Source organism: Planktothrix paucivesiculata PCC 9631, from assembly GCF_900009265.2.
Taxonomy (GTDB): Bacteria; Cyanobacteriota; Cyanobacteriia; order Cyanobacteriales; family Microcoleaceae; genus Planktothrix; species Planktothrix paucivesiculata.
This window is the reverse complement of the sequence record NZ_LR735026.1, coordinates 1-15,315: the sequence shown is the minus strand read 5'-3', so window position 1 is coordinate 15,315 and position 15,315 is coordinate 1. Positions and strand designations below refer to the sequence as shown.

Annotated in this window: 14 protein-coding genes; 9 read left to right on the top strand and 5 right to left on the bottom strand. The window is 38.6% G+C overall.

The features are described 5' to 3' along the window. The first annotated feature begins 4 nt into the window (after positions 1-4). From PL9631_RS20715 to PL9631_RS20700, 4 genes are all read left to right on the top strand, one after another. A complete protein-coding gene (locus PL9631_RS20715; RefSeq protein ID WP_083623310.1) occupies positions 5-448 on the top strand; it encodes a hydrogenase maturation protease in 444 nt (147 codons plus the stop codon). A gap of 107 nt (positions 449-555) precedes the next feature. Next, positions 556-897 (top strand): hydrogenase maturation nickel metallochaperone HypA, encoded by a 342-nt coding sequence (gene hypA / locus PL9631_RS20710; RefSeq protein ID WP_083623309.1) that lies wholly within the window; start codon positions 556-558, stop codon positions 895-897. Between the two features lie 2 nt (positions 898-899). Further along, on the top strand, positions 900-1,694 hold the full coding sequence (gene hypB / locus PL9631_RS20705; protein WP_083623308.1) for a hydrogenase nickel incorporation protein HypB: 795 nt from the start codon (positions 900-902) through the stop codon (positions 1,692-1,694). Between the two features lie 82 nt (positions 1,695-1,776). Then, on the top strand, positions 1,777-2,094 hold the full coding sequence (locus tag PL9631_RS20700; protein WP_083623306.1) for a DMT family transporter: 318 nt from the start codon (positions 1,777-1,779) through the stop codon (positions 2,092-2,094). 11 nt (positions 2,095-2,105) lie between these two features. Here PL9631_RS20700 and PL9631_RS20695 read toward each other — a convergent pair whose 3' ends face one another. Then, a complete protein-coding gene (locus PL9631_RS20695) occupies positions 2,106-3,377 on the bottom strand; it encodes a pentapeptide repeat-containing protein (protein ID WP_083623305.1) in 1,272 nt (423 codons plus the stop codon). A gap of 202 nt (positions 3,378-3,579) precedes the next feature. Next, complete coding sequence (locus tag PL9631_RS20690) at positions 3,580-4,434, bottom strand: calcium-binding protein (RefSeq protein WP_083623303.1); 855 nt, start codon at positions 4,432-4,434, stop codon at positions 3,580-3,582. Positions 4,435-4,511: 77 nt separating this feature from the next. On the opposite strand from PL9631_RS20690, the gene hypF reads away from it, so the two are divergent. Then, on the top strand, positions 4,512-6,995 hold the full coding sequence (gene hypF / locus PL9631_RS20685; protein ID WP_083623302.1) for a carbamoyltransferase HypF: 2,484 nt from the start codon (positions 4,512-4,514) through the stop codon (positions 6,993-6,995). On the opposite strand, the gene PL9631_RS20680 is transcribed toward hypF, so the two are convergent. Then, entirely contained in the window at positions 6,943-7,506 is a 564-nt protein-coding gene (locus PL9631_RS20680) for a hypothetical protein (RefSeq protein ID WP_083623300.1), read from the bottom strand. The genes hypF and PL9631_RS20680 overlap by 53 nt on opposite strands. A 707-nt stretch (positions 7,507-8,213) precedes the next feature. On the opposite strand from PL9631_RS20680, the gene PL9631_RS20675 reads away from it, so the two are divergent. Further along, positions 8,214-9,329 (top strand): acyltransferase family protein, encoded by a 1,116-nt coding sequence (locus PL9631_RS20675; RefSeq protein WP_083623298.1) that lies wholly within the window; start codon positions 8,214-8,216, stop codon positions 9,327-9,329. Between the two features lie 50 nt (positions 9,330-9,379). After that, positions 9,380-9,982, top strand: coding sequence for an ATP-dependent Clp endopeptidase proteolytic subunit ClpP (clpP, locus tag PL9631_RS20670; protein WP_083623297.1), 603 nt, complete (start codon positions 9,380-9,382; stop codon positions 9,980-9,982). Positions 9,983-10,179: 197 nt separating this feature from the next. Here clpP and PL9631_RS20665 read toward each other — a convergent pair whose 3' ends face one another. Further along, a complete protein-coding gene (locus PL9631_RS20665) occupies positions 10,180-12,510 on the bottom strand; it encodes a diguanylate cyclase domain-containing protein (protein WP_197046458.1) in 2,331 nt (776 codons plus the stop codon). Positions 12,511-12,720: 210 nt separating this feature from the next. Between PL9631_RS20665 and PL9631_RS20660 the strand changes: the two genes are divergently transcribed. After that, entirely contained in the window at positions 12,721-13,737 is a 1,017-nt protein-coding gene (locus PL9631_RS20660; protein WP_083623293.1) for an aldo/keto reductase, read from the top strand. Between the two features lie 46 nt (positions 13,738-13,783). Here PL9631_RS20660 and PL9631_RS20655 read toward each other — a convergent pair whose 3' ends face one another. Beyond that, complete coding sequence (locus PL9631_RS20655) at positions 13,784-14,443, bottom strand: hypothetical protein (protein WP_083623292.1); 660 nt, start codon at positions 14,441-14,443, stop codon at positions 13,784-13,786. 192 nt (positions 14,444-14,635) lie between these two features. On the opposite strand from PL9631_RS20655, the gene PL9631_RS20650 reads away from it, so the two are divergent. Beyond that, a complete protein-coding gene (locus PL9631_RS20650) occupies positions 14,636-15,175 on the top strand; it encodes a GIY-YIG nuclease family protein (RefSeq protein WP_083623290.1) in 540 nt (179 codons plus the stop codon). Positions 15,176-15,315 lie beyond the last annotated feature (140 nt).

Here is a 15,315-nt window from a genome sequence, read left to right as displayed (position 1 = left end):
TGATATGATTTTAATTGTCGGATATGGCAATCCAATTCGAGGAGATGATGGTGTTGGTCAAGCGGTAATAACAGAAGTTGAACAGTGGAATTTCACAAATGTGCGATCACTTTCTCTCCATCAACTCACCCCCGAAGTTGCCGCAGAAATGGCTGAAGTTGATACGGTTATTTTTGTGGATGCGGCTTTAGAAGGAGATACGGTTAATATTATTTCCTTGGAAGCTTTACCCTCAAATTTATTTAATTGGGGACATTCTTTAAATCCGCGATCGCTTTTATCTTTAACCCAATTTCTCTACCAGAAACAACCCCAAGCCTGGTTAATTGCGATCCCAGGAGAAAATTTTGAACTCTGTGAAACCCTATCTCAAAAAGCACTAAATGGCATTCAAGAGGCTTTAAAAATTATTAAAAATATTGTTAATAAAACCCCAAATCAATTATAATTAATCGTAATGAGTCCTTTAGGACTAAAAAGAAACCCCTTTAGGGGTTACTACGGTAGTTAGTCCTTTAGGACTCAATCAAACCCCTAAAGGAGTTACTACAAATTATGCACGAAGTTAGTATTATGGAACAGACCCTAGAGATTGCCTTAAACCATGCTAAACAACAAGGGGCAACTCAAATTCATTGGATTAAAATGAAAGTAGGGGAATTATCAGGAGTTATCCCAGAGGCGTTAGAATTTGCCTTTGATGTGGTGGCGAAAGGAACAATAGCAGAAACCGCTATTTTTGAAATAGATTCGATTCCCGTTCGCTGTTATTGTCATCATTGTCAGGTGGAATTTCAACCGGATGATTATGTTTATGAATGTCCCCACTGTCATGAATATAGCCTTGATATTCTTCAGGGAAAAGAGTTAGAATTAACATCTTTAGAGGTTTCTTAATTATGTGTACAAATTGCGGTTGTGCTGTTACCCCTGGAACAATTGAAATCCATAGTCATGATGATCATGACCATCCTCACACCCATGACCATGACCATGACCATGACCATCATGCTCATACCCATCAAACCTTAACTATTCATGAAGCAATTCTATCTAAAAATGAACGATTAGCCGAACGAAATCGGGGCTTTTTTTGGGGGAAAGGACTCTTTGTTTTAAATGTTTTATCCTCTCCCGGTTCGGGAAAAACTGCCTTTATTGAACGCACCTTAACTGATGTTAATTCCTATCTTCCTGGGGCGGTAATTGTGGGAGATTTAGCCACGGATAATGATGCTCAAAGACTCAGACGGTCGGGGGCGCAAGTGGTTCAAATTACCACCGGAAATGTTTGCCATTTGGAAGCGGATATGGTCGCTAAAGCTATTTTTGAAATCAACTTAGATCAGGTAAAATTATTAATTATTGAAAATGTCGGAAATTTAGTCTGTCCGGCGGCTTATGATTTAGGAGAAAATCAACGGGTGGCGTTACTTTCTGTCACCGAAGGAGAAGACAAACCCTTAAAATATCCAACATTATTTAAAACGGCTGATGTGGTAATTATTAATAAAATTGATATTGCGGAAGTCGTGGGTTTTGACCGAGAATTAGCCTTAAATAACATTAAAAAAATTGTTCCCCAAGCTCGAATTTTTGAGGTTTCTGCTAAAACTGGGGTGGGAATGAAGGAATGGTATCAATTTTTAGAACAACAGATTTCAGGAAGCGATTGCACACTTATAGTAAAATAGAAAAAATGATTTGTTTTCTTTAATCTAGCCCTAATAAGGAGCGCTAAAGCGCAACAACGACTCTTGGAAAATTTTATCTAAAATGGATTGGATTTATTTGATTTTAGCGGGGTTATTTGAATTAGGATTTTCTAGTTTTCTGAAACTCTCAGAAGGACTGACAAAACTCCCGGCAATTTTGGCATTTATTGGTTTTGGGGCGTTAAGTTTTGGGTTCTTAAGCAAGGCTATGGAAACCATTCCCATCGGTACTGCTTACGCTGTTTGGACAGGAATTGGAGCATTAGGAACGATAATGGTGGGAATTATCTTTTTCAAAGATCCTGTTAGTTTTGGGCGGTTATTTTTCGTGGCTTTATTAGTAGTTTCCTTAATCGGTTTAAAAGCGACTTCCTCCTGATTTAACTAATATTATTCTTCCTTATCAATATACATCTTTCCATTCGGCATTGTTGCCCCTTTTAACTGTACATCCCGCAGATTTGCTCCCTCTAAATCCGCACCTTTTAAGTTAGCACCGCGTAAATTTGCCCCTTGTAAATAGGCATTTTTGAGGTTAGCTTTACTTAAATTTGCTCCGCGTAAATCTGCCGCGGCTAAATTGGCTTCCTGTAAATTAGCCCGTTCTAAATAAGCTCCTAATAAATTAGCCCGTTCTAATTTAGCTCCTTTTAAATTGGCTTTTTGTAAATCCGTATCTTCTAAACTGGCTCCTTCTAATACCGCATCAATTAATTGAACTTGATTCAAGTTAGCTTTATTCAGTTTAGCATAACCTAACTTAGCTTTTTCTAAATTAGCTTTTTCTAAATTGGCCGATTCTAATTTGGCTAACCATAACACGGCTTCAGATAAATTAGCATTGGTTAAATCAGCCCCATTTAGAATCGCATTTCCTAAATTAGCTTTGGTTAAATTGGCTTCAATTAAAATGGCATTTTGTAAATTAGCTTTTTCTAAATTAGTGTTTTCTAAATTAGCCCCATTCAAATTAGCACTCTCTAATTGAGCTTGTTTAAGATTAGCAGTTGATAAATTAGCAGTTAATAAATTAGCTGATTTTAAATTAGCCGATTCTAAATTAGATTGACGTAAATCAGTTTGTCTAAGGATAGCATTATTCAGTTGGGCATTTTTTAAGTTAGCTTGCCATAAATTAGCCTGCTGTAAATCAGCATTACTCAGGTTTGCTCCTGTTAAATTAGCATATCCTAAATTAGCGCTTGCTAGTTGACTATTTCGTAAATCAGCCCCGGCTAAAGTCGCACCGCGTAAATCAGCTAACTCTAAATTTGCATCATTCAAATCGGCATTGTCTAAGTTAGCTTTCCACAAATAGGCTTCTCTTAAATTGGCTTTTTTCAAATTAGCTTTACTCAAATTACATTCAGGGCATTTCTTTATTTTTAACAGAGTTTCTTGAGGGTTTGGGGGTTGTTTTTTTGCCGATGATGTTGTTAAATTAGAAGTTTCTGTCTTCAAGCGTTGACTGAGGCGACTATTTTCGACCCAAATCCAAATGGTGATTAATGTACTCAAAACCGCTACAACTGCCAAAACGATATTAATAACAGTTTTCCCCGGTTTAGAGGAAGATTTTGATTCTGTTGCTAAATCCGGTGATTTTAACCCTGGTAAGGCTTTTTGCTGGTCAAAGCGTTCTTTGGAGTTTGGTTCTAGCATTTTTTCTAATGATTCTACCCTTTCGGGTTTGAGAGATGACAATCATGTCTTAACTTTCATACCATAATTTTTTACCGATGAGGAGGGGGTCAATCTACAAACCCGGATAAATTTTTATATCTTTCAGATTTTTAGCTCAACCAATCTCCTAAAAAACATCGTTTCTGTAAGGATAATTTAATATTACCCCTACAGGTTATTTTTAAAAGACAAAACCTTCTGTTACTGTGATAAAACTATCTCGAATTTGAGCCGGAGTTACATCACTAACACTCCCAATTAAAATATTTCCTTCATTGGTTTTGAGATAAATAGTAGTCGAGATTCCCTCTGCTTGAGGATTAGTAACAGCAATTAAATCAGAAGCTTGTTGTTCAGGGAAAAAGGGTTTAAGATTTTCAGGAATAACTAAACGGGGATTGGGGAATTCTTTATCGGGAATATAGATACTTTCTTCTAAAAGAATATCATCTTCGGTATATCCTCCGGTTAAACCAATTTTATCAATCTTAGGTTCAAAACGATTAATACCCAGAAGAAATGCGGTAGTTTCTCGGTCAATTCCTAAAACAAAATCGGGTTGTAAAATAAATAAATCCTCTCCTGCTCCTCCAATTAATCCACTCACACCAATTCCGGCAATTAATGTATCATTTCCATCTCCTCCGGTTAAATATTGTACGGTAGTAATCTGATCACGAATTATATCAATTGTTCCTCCATTACCACCGAGTAAAATATCATTTCCCGTCCCTCCTGAAATCAAATCTTTTCCTTTATTTCCGACTAACGTATCATTGCCATCATTTCCCACTAAATAATCGTCTCCCTGTCCACCAAGTAATAAATCATTCCCCCCAAATCCAATTAATATATCACCCCCAGAATTGCCATTAACTTCTTCAGAATCATTCGACCCTTGTAGAGTATCATTCCCCTCTAATAACGCCACTCCTAATGGATAATTCGTTAACTGTCCAGAGGATAGTAAAATAGAGTCAGGTTGATTCGTTGCGACTAAACGTTGTTGTCCTGATGGGTCGGAAATGAGAACCATAATTTCACCCTAAATGAATAGAATTTGTGTCATCGGTTGCCAATATAGCTATAATAAAATTGTTCTGAGTCTGATCTATGTCACACGATTCTTCTGATCTCAATTCTTTACAATATCGCCTACATCTGACCCTTCAAGGAACTATTCAAGGCGTTGGGTTTCGTCCGTTTATTTATCGCCTCGCAACGGAGTTAAACTTAACCGGATGGGTCAATAATTCGGTTCAGGGTGTTTTGATTGAAGTCGAAGGTTTTCGAGACGTTTTAGAACAATTTCAATACCGCATTTTAAAGGAAAAACCGCCTCAATCTGAAATTGAAACCTTAGACGCTGTTTGGTTACCAACGGTAGGTTATTCTCAATTTGAAATCCATGCTTCTGAACCTACAAATCACAAAAAAAAATCTGCTATTGTTTTACCCGATTTATCCACCTGTTCGGACTGTTTACAAGACATTTTAGATCCTGAAAATCGCCGTTATCAATACCCTTTTACTAATTGTACCAACTGTGGGCCGCGTTATTCGATTATTCGGGATTTACCCTATGATCGAAATCATACCACAATGGCAATATTTACAATGTGTTTCGATTGTCAAAATGAATATAATTATCCTTTAAATCGTCGATTTCACGCCCAACCTAATGCTTGTCCTGTTTGTGGGCCACAATTAGAATTATGGGATAAAAACGGTAAGGTTATTGCTAGTTTAAATCAAGCTCTCAAACAAGCTGCGGATATTATTAGTTCGGGGCAAATTTTAGCGTTAAAAGGATTAGGTGGATTTCATTTAATTGTTGATGCAAGGAATGAAACCGCCGTGCAAAATTTACGTCAACGCAAACGCCGCCCCGCTAAACCTTTGGCGGTAATGTATCCTAATTTAGAACAGGTAAAACAGGATTGTTGGGTTTCGGAATTGGAAGAAAAATTATTATCTTCTGCTGCTGCTCCGATTGTTTTGTTACGTCGGATTTATGATCAATTAAAGTCTGTTGCGCCAAACAATCCCTATTTAGGGGTGATGTTACCCTATACACCCATCCATCATTTATTATTGGCAGAATTGAACTTTCCTATCGTTGCCACCAGTGGAAATTTTGCTAGTGAACCCATTTGTATTGATGAAGCGGAAGTCGTGACTCGTCTAAATACTATCGCGGATTTCTTCTTAGTTCATAACCGCCCAATTGTTCGACCGATTGATGATTCAATTGTGAGAATTATTGCTAATCAAGAAATGGTGTTGCGTCGGGCGAGGGGTTACGCTCCGTTACCGATTTCTCTCCCTAACCCTATAGGCGCAAACAGATCCGCATTATATCAAACTAACTTTAGTTTAGCACAATCTTCGGATTTGTCAATAGAAACCCCCCTAAAAATTTTAGCCGTGGGAGGGCATTTAAAGAGTACAATTGCAATCGCATTTAATCAAAAAGCCTTCTTAAGTCAACATATTGGGGAATTAGAAAACCCCCTAGCTTTAGCCGCATTTCAAGAAGTGATTAATAGTCTAAGTAATATCTATGATTTTCAACCGAATATTATTGTTTGTGACGCTCACCCCGACTATTATTCCACCCAATTTGCAGAAAATTTATCTCAACAAAATCAATATCCAATAGTCCGAGTTCAACATCATCTCGCCCATGTTTTTGCTGTCATTGCTGAACATAATTTACAACCTCCCCTACTAGGAATTGCTTGGGATGGAACTGGATATGGACTCGATGGTACGATCTGGGGTGGAGAGTTTTTTCAAGTTACAGAAACCCAAATTCAACGGATTGCTTCTTTTCGCCCTTTTCCCCTTCCTGGGGGAGATAAAGCAGTATTTGAACCTCGACGAATTGCTTTAGGATTATTATATGAATTATTGGGAAATGATCTATTTAATTCTGGGATAAATTTAGAGTTTATGGAATCTTTCAAACCTCAAGAATTAAAAATTATGCAAACGATGTTAAACCGCCAGTTAAATACTCCTTTAACTTCCAGTGTGGGACGGTTATTTGATGGAGTGGCGAGTTTATTAGGAATATGTCAAACAGTGAGTTTTGAAGGGGAAGCGGCTATGGCGTTAGAATTTGCCATTGATGATTTAGAAACCGATGAATATTATCAGTTTGAATGGTTTGATTCCCCCCTTCGGCAAGCTCAGGACATAGCATTAAAAAGGGGGGAGAATATGGATAATATGATTTATAATTGTAGGTATACTTTGAATTGGGAACTAATAATTAAAGGGATATTAGAGGATATAATTAACCAAAAACCGATTAATTTAATTTCAGCTAAATTTCATAATAGTTTAGTGGAAGCAGTGGTACAAATTGGGAAGAAATTAGGCGAAAAAACCATAACTTTAAGTGGGGGATGTTTTCAGAATAAATATTTAATTGAACGCACAATATCCCGGCTTTGTCAAGAAGAATTTCAGGTTTATTGGTCACAAAAAAATCCTCCTAATGATGGAGGACTAGCCCTAGGACAAGCTGCATTTTTAATTAATCATCAACGATTTGCGCCCAGTCAGGGAAAGATGGGGGAAAGTAGTTGATTTCATAATTAGAATTTTCCCATTCTTGTACCCAGAGGGGAATTTTTCCCGGTTCAGGAGTGCGCGCAAATTGTCTTTCCTTCACCTCAATAATCCGAAAAATTTGCTTCAGGGTGTCTCCTTTATCCAAAGCATCACAGAGCAGATCATCGAGTTCGGGATCGACCCGTTTAACCCGGGTTTTTTCATCTTCAACCCACAATAGTTTTAAAGATTCTAAATTGCGGGGACTTAACTTACTTTTGAAATAGACTCGCTTGAGGGTTGCAACCGGGTCTAAACTGCGTTCAACTCGACGAATTTGTTGTAAACGAAGGTAATGCCATTCCGCTAATCTTAAGCGTTCTTCAGCACTAATTAACTGTTTGCTCGTGGCGTGTCTCAACCCATATTTCGCTTGAGAACAGCCTAAATTCGCTAACAGATGAATTAATTCTCGTTCTTTGGGTGTTGCCTGTCGCCGAACGATCGTATTGGTTGCTGCCCGTTGCCTTTTGGTTTCCGTTTCCATTTGTCTACCAGCCCATTACAAGGGATAAAATTTCAACTCAACTCAGGTAGTTAGATGACTTTTGATGTGTAAGAAGCCCCATTTTCCGTAAATCACGGGCTACAAGCATCCCCAGACTCACGGATGGGGTTGTAGACAAACGGTATGGACTTGATGACATTCAAACTCAATGGGGTGAGGGTGTCAAGTCAAATAGGAATCTATCGCAGCCCACACCCTTTTGATTCGAGAGAGAATTTTAGTTAACACGCCGAACGATCAATCTACACAGCAGCTTAACCCAAAATCTGAAACTGTTCTTGAATTTGTTATAAATCTAAGTCGTTTTCACAGAAAAGTGGGTGATTGCAAAAGACCTCTTGAAATCTTTGAAATCTGCCTGCCATAATCAACATAGACTCGCATATCTCGATTGATCAATAACTCAAACGTGACTTGTCCGTAGTGTCCATGTTTGTCCAACTAACCCATCAGGGGTTCACACGAAAGCCATCAGGGGAGTTGATCAGTTAGGGAATCTTGCCATCAGGTGCATCTTTTATTTTCCTCAATAGACTACTACTATTTTTAATCATAGCCTATCGGGTTAATCCCTTTTTCACCCTAGTTGATACTTTGTAAAAGTTGATATTTAGGGTAAGGAGATTATTGACCCGAATTTTTATTGGTTTCATGAAATAATAAATTCCAAGGTTTAGGATGCACTTATGCGGCTACAGGCTTTGGATGTATTTCGGGGAATTGCGATCGCCAGTATGATATTAGTCAATAATCCGGGTAGCTGGAATTATGTCTATCCTTGGCTGGCTCATGCCCAATGGAATGGTTGTACTCCGACGGATTTGGTATTTCCGTTTTTCCTATTTATTGTCGGGGTAGCCATGGCTTTTTCTTTGTATAAATATACCGAAGAATATCGAGCACCGGAAACCATTCTTCCTAAATCGATTTATCTACAAATTGCTCGGCGGTCTGGGATATTATTTTTATTAGGATTACTCCTGAATGGCTTCCCCAGTTATAACCTCGCCGAAATTAGAATTATGGGGGTTTTACAACGGATTGGAATAGCTTATTTTTTAGCAGCGATCGCCATTTTTAACCTCTCCAGAAAAGGATTATGGCTACTTGGTGGGGGGATTTTATTAGGATATTATCTCCTCATGCAATTCGTTTGGGTTCCGGGTTATGGAATCGGAGACCTCAGCCCGGAAGGAAATTTTGCCGCCTATATTGATCGCCTAATTTTAGGTCAATCCCATTTGTGGAAAGGGGGATTTTATGATCCCGAAGGACTTTTTAGTACCTTCCCCGCCGTTGTTACGGTTTTAGGTGGATATTTAACCGGAAATTGGATCAGAAAACAACCGATTAGAAGCGATACCAGTGCGAGTTTAGTCGTATTTGGAATTAGTTGTTTTGTGATTGGTTATTTATGGGGAGAATTATTTCCCCTGAATAAATCCCTGTGGACAAGTTCCTTTGTGATTGTAACGGCGGGTTGGTCATTACTACTTCTGGCATTTTGTTATGAAACCATCGAAGTCCGAGGATGGACAAAATGGGGATTTCCCTTTAAAGTTATGGGATTAAACGCCCTAACAATATTTGTGGCTTCTGGTTTTGTGGCGAGAATTCTGAATTTAATTAAAATCGGCGATTCCCCCCAAGCCCCCAGTGCTAAAACTTGGTTGTATGAAACCCTATTCCAGTCGGTGTTTGGGGCGATGAATGGATCTCTAGTATTTGCGATCGCTACCCTGCTATTTTGGTGGCTGGTATCCTATTTGATGTATCGCCAAGAATGGTTTGTGAAAGTTTGAAACCCGAAATCGCTACAATGGCAGAGAATGACCATTAGCAGCAGAGTGTTATGATCCCAACCGTTATTGAACAATCGGGTCGTGGCGAAAGAGCCTTTGATATCTATTCTCGGCTATTACGCGATCGCATTATCTTTCTCGGACAACAGGTAACAGCCGATTTAGCCAACTTAATTGTGGCCCAGATGCTGTTCCTTGATGCTGAAGACCCAGAAAAAGATATTTACCTCTACATCAACTCCCCAGGAGGTTCGGTGTCGGCGGGTTTAGGGATTTTTGACACCATGAACCACATCCGCCCCGACGTTTCCACCATTTGTCTGGGGTTGGCGGCTAGTATGGGGGCGTTTCTGTTGAGTGCGGGGGCCAAGGGTAAACGGATGAGTCTTCCCCATTCTCGGATTATGATCCACCAACCGTTAGGGGGAGCCCAAGGACAGGCGACGGATATTGAGATTCAGGCCAGGGAAATTTTGTATCTGAAAAAACGCCTGAATCAACATTTAGCCGACCACACGGGTCAACCCCTATCCCGCATTGAAGACGACACAGAACGGGATTTCTTTATGTCGGCGGAAGAATCCATGCAGTACGGTTTAATTGATCAAGTGATTAACCGTCGTCCCTCGGTGTCTAATCCGGTTGCGAGTTAGTTGATTTTGAAGTTGTCCTCCCATCTGGGAGGAGCTTTGAACTATTTAAAACATTGATTTAAACTCGCGAAAATGGAGAATTATGGGAATAACTAACGAACCCAAATGAACTAAAAACCAACACTAAAACATAACTTAATATAACTTTAATTATACAGAACTAAGGCTTTTTATCAAGCCATGGTATTACTAATATTCTATTCCCCATTATATACAATATAACGATTTCTGCCCTCGGCTTTAGCTTGATAGAGAGCTTGGTCGGTCGCCTCAATCAAAACTTGAAAAGGAGAGTCCACCGAAGGAATCAAACTCGCAATTCCTATGCTAACAGTCAGGTTTGAACTAATTAAGGAGGTTTGATGGGGAATTTCCAGAGATTCTAGGTTTTGAATAATCATATCAGCGACTTGAATGGCTTGCTTAACCGAGGTTTGAGGTAAAATAATGGCAAATTCTTCTCCCCCATAGCGAGCGACTAAATCCCCAGGACGACACACGGTTTCACAGAGGACTTGAGCCACTTTAATTAAGGATTCATCCCCGGCTAAATGACCATAGGTATCGTTATAGTTCTTAAAGTAATCAACATCACAAAGAATTAATCCTAAAGGTTGCTGTTCTTGGGCAGCACGCTTCCATTCTTGCAAAAAATATTCATCAAATCGACGTCGATTTGCCACCTGAGTCAGTCCATCTATCATCACTAACCTTTGTAAATGTTGATTAGCAATTTGTAATTGTTCATAGAGTTGTGACTGTTTAATTGCCACTTGCAATTGTTCAACTAAGGTACAAGCTAATTCGACTTCTGTATCTTGCCAAATCCAAGTTTGGTGATGACGATATAAACTTAAACTTCCCCAAATTGAGGAACCTATCCATAACGGTACAATCAATAAAGAACCAGGATTATTATCAGCTAAATCTTGATTTACAGGACGACTTAGCTCCTGTTGAAAATCGGAAATCCGAATCACTTTTTGCTGTTTAAGTTGGGTCAAAATCAAATTATTTTTATCAAAAATTTCCCTGGAAATTGTATCAGGAATATCGGGACTTTCCGGCGTACTTGCTACAACCAACCAATCGTTTTCGTCCGGTAAATATTGGGCAATAGAAACCCGATCTACTCCTAATAATTGACAAATTTCAAAGGTTGCAGTGGAGAAAATAGTGGTTAGCTCTAGGGACTGACTAATGGCTTGAATAACTCGTCTTAATCCTCTTTCCCATCGGGCTTGAGCTTGAGTTTGTTCATACAATTGGCTTTGATGGATAGCAATAGAAACTTGGGCTGCAATTTGTTCAAGTAAGTCTAATTCCCAATAGGCCCAAGATCGAGGAGAAGCACAATGATGAACCATTAAAAATCCCCAAAGCATTTCGCCTTTAATAATTGGAACTCCCAATAAAGCTCTAACTTGATACCGTTCAAACCACTCTAAATGTTCTGATTTAAACTTAGCAGCATAAATATCAGAAATATTATGAAGACATCCTTGACTAAAGGGAATAATACATTGTCCTTGAGTTAAATAGGTAGTAGGAATTTGCTCGCCCAACGGCGATATATATTCTACACCCACAGATTGTACAATGACTTTAGCACTTTGATTGGGTTCCAATCGATAAATTAAAACCCGATCAGTTTGTAATAACTTACGAATTTCTATGACCGTCGTATTTAATATTTCTTCTAAGTTTAATGACTGACGAATCCGTTGGGTAATTTCCGTAATTACTCGTTCCCGTTTCAGGAGTTGGCGCAGGGTTTCTTCAATTTGTTTTCGTTCAGTAATATCTAAAATAGTTCCAAATAGTTTAATAATTTTGCCTTGTTGATTACTAACTCCTTGGCATTTTATTAAAATATAATGTAGGGAGCAATCGGGGTGAAAAATCCGAACTTCCTGATTAAATTGTTCGCCATTATCCATGGCTTTTTCCATCCGATGACGAATTATTTCTCTGTCATCAGGATGGGTAAAAACTTGCAGTAATTCCTCATAACTGGGAATCTGTTGATCGGAACTTAATCCATGAATGGCAAAGGCTTCCTCTGACCAGTGAATTTGTTGATTAATCAAATCATAAGACCAACTCCCTAAATGAGCTAATTTTTGAGCTTCTGCCAGGGCTAAATTTGTTTCTTGTAAGGAGCTTTCTACTTGTTTGCGATCGCTAATATCTCGAATTACCACCACCACAGAATTTTCCGACAAAGGCGAAATATTAGCAGAAAACCAAATATTTTTCCCTTCAATTTCTAAAGAATATTCTAGGGGAATTGTTGTTTGGGTTTTCAGGGCAGTTTGAATCATTTGCAAGATATAATCAGCCAGGGCTTCAGGAAAAACTTCATCCAGGGTTTTACCTAAAACTTGATCTATGGGTTTATACAAAAGTTGAGGTTGATTTGTAATCACATTTAGATAACGTCCTTGATCATCTAAAGTTAATACTAAATCCGACATAGCTGCAAAAACAGACCGCAGTTCTGCTTCCGATAATAAACGAGATTTCATACTTGTCTGAAACAGTTTTTTCATCCAAACCATAATCATTAATTTAATCTTCTGTAACTACTTTTTTAGGGATTGTGACTAAAGACACTCTTAAAACTTCTATTGTGGCTTAAATTTATCAAATTGTCATACTATATTATAGATCTTTAGGGATTCATGTTCTGTTATTTATGTTATATTAATTAGCATTTAGTCTACAAGAAATAAACCATGAAACTCCCCGATTCTAGTCGTTTTCAATTTACAGAAGACTTGAATATTTGCCGAATTTTAAACGGAATGTGGCAAGTCTCCGGTGCCCATGGTCGGATTAACCCCACCCTTGCCATCGAAAGTATGTTTAAATACCTAGACGCTGGATATACCACTTGGGATCTAGCAGATCATTATGGCCCGGCCGAGGATTTTATTGGGGAATTTAGGAAACAATTGCTCGCTACTTGTGGACAGGAGGCTTTATCCGGGGTTCAAGCCTTTACAAAATGGGTTCCGCGCCCGGGTAAAATGACAAAAACTCTGGTGGAAAAAAATATTGATATTTCCCGTCAACGCATGGGAGTCGATTGTCTGGATTTACTGCAATTTCATTGGTGGGATTATCGGGATCAAAATTATTTAGAGGCTTTAAATTATCTAGCGCAACTGCAAACCGAGGGTAAAATTAAACATTTAGCATTAACTAATTTTGATACGGAACACTTAAAAATCATTGTGGAAAATGGAATTAAAATTGTATCTAATCAAGTCCAGTTTTCTTTAGTTGATCGCCGTCCTTTAGCTAAAATGACCGGATTTTGTCAAGATCATAATATTAAATTACTTCCCTATGGTGTGGTTTGTGGCGGTTTTTTATCGGAAAAATATCTAGGAAAACCTGAACCCAAAACCTTTAGTTTAGAAACCGTCAGCTTGAAAAAATATAAAAATATGATTGATGCTTGGGGGGGATGGAATTTATTTCAAACTCTCTTAAAAACTTTAAATGCGATCGCCCAAAAACATCAAGTAACCATTCCTAATATTGCGATTCGTTATATCCTAGAACAACCTACCGTTGCTGGAACCATGGTGGGGACAAGATTAGGGATTTCTGACCATAGCTCAAATAACGCTAAAGTCTTTGAATTTAGCCTCGACCCCGAAGATTATCAAAGCATTAATGCCGTGCTTTCCCAATCCCAAGATCTGATGCAAATAATCGGCGATTGTGGTGACGAATATCGATAAATCGATCCCCATAACTCCCTAAAAAAAGGGGGGATAATCTTAAAAATTAACGATTTTGTAACTCCTTCACCGCATTAACTAAGCGTTTCAGATAAGGTTTAATTATCGTTTGTTGTTCTGTTTTTAGGGCGTTAACCTGTTCAGAAAGCTGATCAATTTGTGTTTGTATCCCTTGTGAATCTGTCACCGACTGACTAACAAATCCCTCTAAAACTTTTGTTAAAGATTCCTGATCATTCCCTTCCAAATGCAAGGGTTCAGTCTCCCGGGATGTCTTTAATTCATCAATGGTTTCTTGCATTAACTTAAAGCGCACATTCATGACTTCCCAATCATCTTGTCGCAGGGCATTTTTTTCTAACCCTTGAGTCACCCGTTGTAACTCCGTCAACACATCCGTAATCGGATCAAGTTCATTGGACTCGGAGGGTAGCAGTTGAATTTGTTGATGTAGCGATTCCACCACCGTCCGAACATCCGTAATCGCCGCATCCATAGTTTGACGCATATCCTGTTCAAACCGTTGGCGATTCACCACGTTTAAGATCAAGGCTAAGGTTAGGGGAGTTCCCGCAAATATAATCGGCTGATACCATGCAGCAACGAGGGTTCCCACTGCTGTCCCCGCAATAGAAGCATACTCGGCCAACTTCCACCCATTAACCGAGTTGGGTGACGGTTTTAATGAATCTTCGCTATTCTGCATGGTTGTGGCTGAATAAATACAATCCTAGAGTTATGCTAACTCAAATTCCAGAATAATCATTAAACTGGTTCAAAAATTCCTACGGCAAACCTTACCCAAAAATAGAGCTGGGCTTCACAAAAATTTAGCCTACCGGAGTCGGAAATTGACACCTATCCCTTTACAATCAGGGGAAAAGTATTTTTTAGATCAATGACTACTCCCACTGAAATTCCTCTGCTTAATTCCTTAGACTATATCCCCTATCTCGATGAACATGGCAAAATCCCTGAATCCCTCCAAGGTCAAATCGGGGTTTATGCTATTTTTAATCAAGATAAAATTTTACAATATGTAGGCTATTCCCGAGATATATATTTGAGTTTAAAACAGCATTTTATTCGTAAAAATCAAGGCTGCTACTGGTTAAAATTACAAACCATTGAACGTCCCAGTCGAACTATTTTAGAAGGGATTCAACAGGCTTGGATTACTGAAAATGGTTCAATTCCTCCCGGCAATGGGGAAGATGAACCCCTTTGGAATCATCCAATTCAAGTTAAACCCTTAATGACTCCAGAAGAACAAAATCAGTATAAAAAAAACGATGATATCGGTCAAGAAAAACTATTAAAACAAGTCGCCCGTCGTGTAGAAGAACAGATTTTATCCGAACTCAAAGCCAGAGGATTACAAGAAGAAATTCGCTTTAATCCCAAATTAAAAACCAGTGGATTATTAGATTTAAAATAATCGGTTAATTCAGTCATCAGTCATCAGTCATCAGTTAAAGAGTTGACAGATCAAACTTATATTTTTCCCATTACCCTGTTACTGAGCGAAGTCGAAGTATTACCCATTACCCATTACCCATTACCCATTACCCATTACCC

Excerpts from the sequence above, each read along its gene's own strand:
- PL9631_RS20715 (WP_083623310.1), top strand. The coding sequence starts at position 5 with ATGATTTTAATTGTCGGATATGGCAATCCAATTCGAGGAGATGATGGT.
- hypA (WP_083623309.1), top strand. The coding sequence starts at position 556 with ATGCACGAAGTTAGTATTATGGAACAGACCCTAGAGATTGCCTTAAAC.
- hypB (WP_083623308.1), top strand. The coding sequence starts at position 900 with ATGTGTACAAATTGCGGTTGTGCTGTTACCCCTGGAACAATTGAAATC.
- PL9631_RS20700 (WP_083623306.1), top strand. The coding sequence starts at position 1,777 with ATGGATTGGATTTATTTGATTTTAGCGGGGTTATTTGAATTAGGATTT.
- PL9631_RS20695 (WP_083623305.1), bottom strand. The coding sequence starts at position 3,377 with ATGCTAGAACCAAACTCCAAAGAACGCTTTGACCAGCAAAAAGCCTTA.
- PL9631_RS20690 (WP_083623303.1), bottom strand. The coding sequence starts at position 4,434 with ATGGTTCTCATTTCCGACCCATCAGGACAACAACGTTTAGTCGCAACG.
- hypF (WP_083623302.1), top strand. The coding sequence starts at position 4,512 with ATGTCACACGATTCTTCTGATCTCAATTCTTTACAATATCGCCTACAT.
- PL9631_RS20680 (WP_083623300.1), bottom strand. The coding sequence starts at position 7,506 with ATGGAAACGGAAACCAAAAGGCAACGGGCAGCAACCAATACGATCGTT.
- PL9631_RS20675 (WP_083623298.1), top strand. The coding sequence starts at position 8,214 with ATGCGGCTACAGGCTTTGGATGTATTTCGGGGAATTGCGATCGCCAGT.
- clpP (WP_083623297.1), top strand. The coding sequence starts at position 9,380 with ATGATCCCAACCGTTATTGAACAATCGGGTCGTGGCGAAAGAGCCTTT.
- PL9631_RS20665 (WP_197046458.1), bottom strand. The coding sequence starts at position 12,510 with ATGAAATCTCGTTTATTATCGGAAGCAGAACTGCGGTCTGTTTTTGCA.
- PL9631_RS20660 (WP_083623293.1), top strand. The coding sequence starts at position 12,721 with ATGAAACTCCCCGATTCTAGTCGTTTTCAATTTACAGAAGACTTGAAT.
- PL9631_RS20655 (WP_083623292.1), bottom strand. The coding sequence starts at position 14,443 with ATGCAGAATAGCGAAGATTCATTAAAACCGTCACCCAACTCGGTTAAT.
- PL9631_RS20650 (WP_083623290.1), top strand. The coding sequence starts at position 14,636 with ATGACTACTCCCACTGAAATTCCTCTGCTTAATTCCTTAGACTATATC.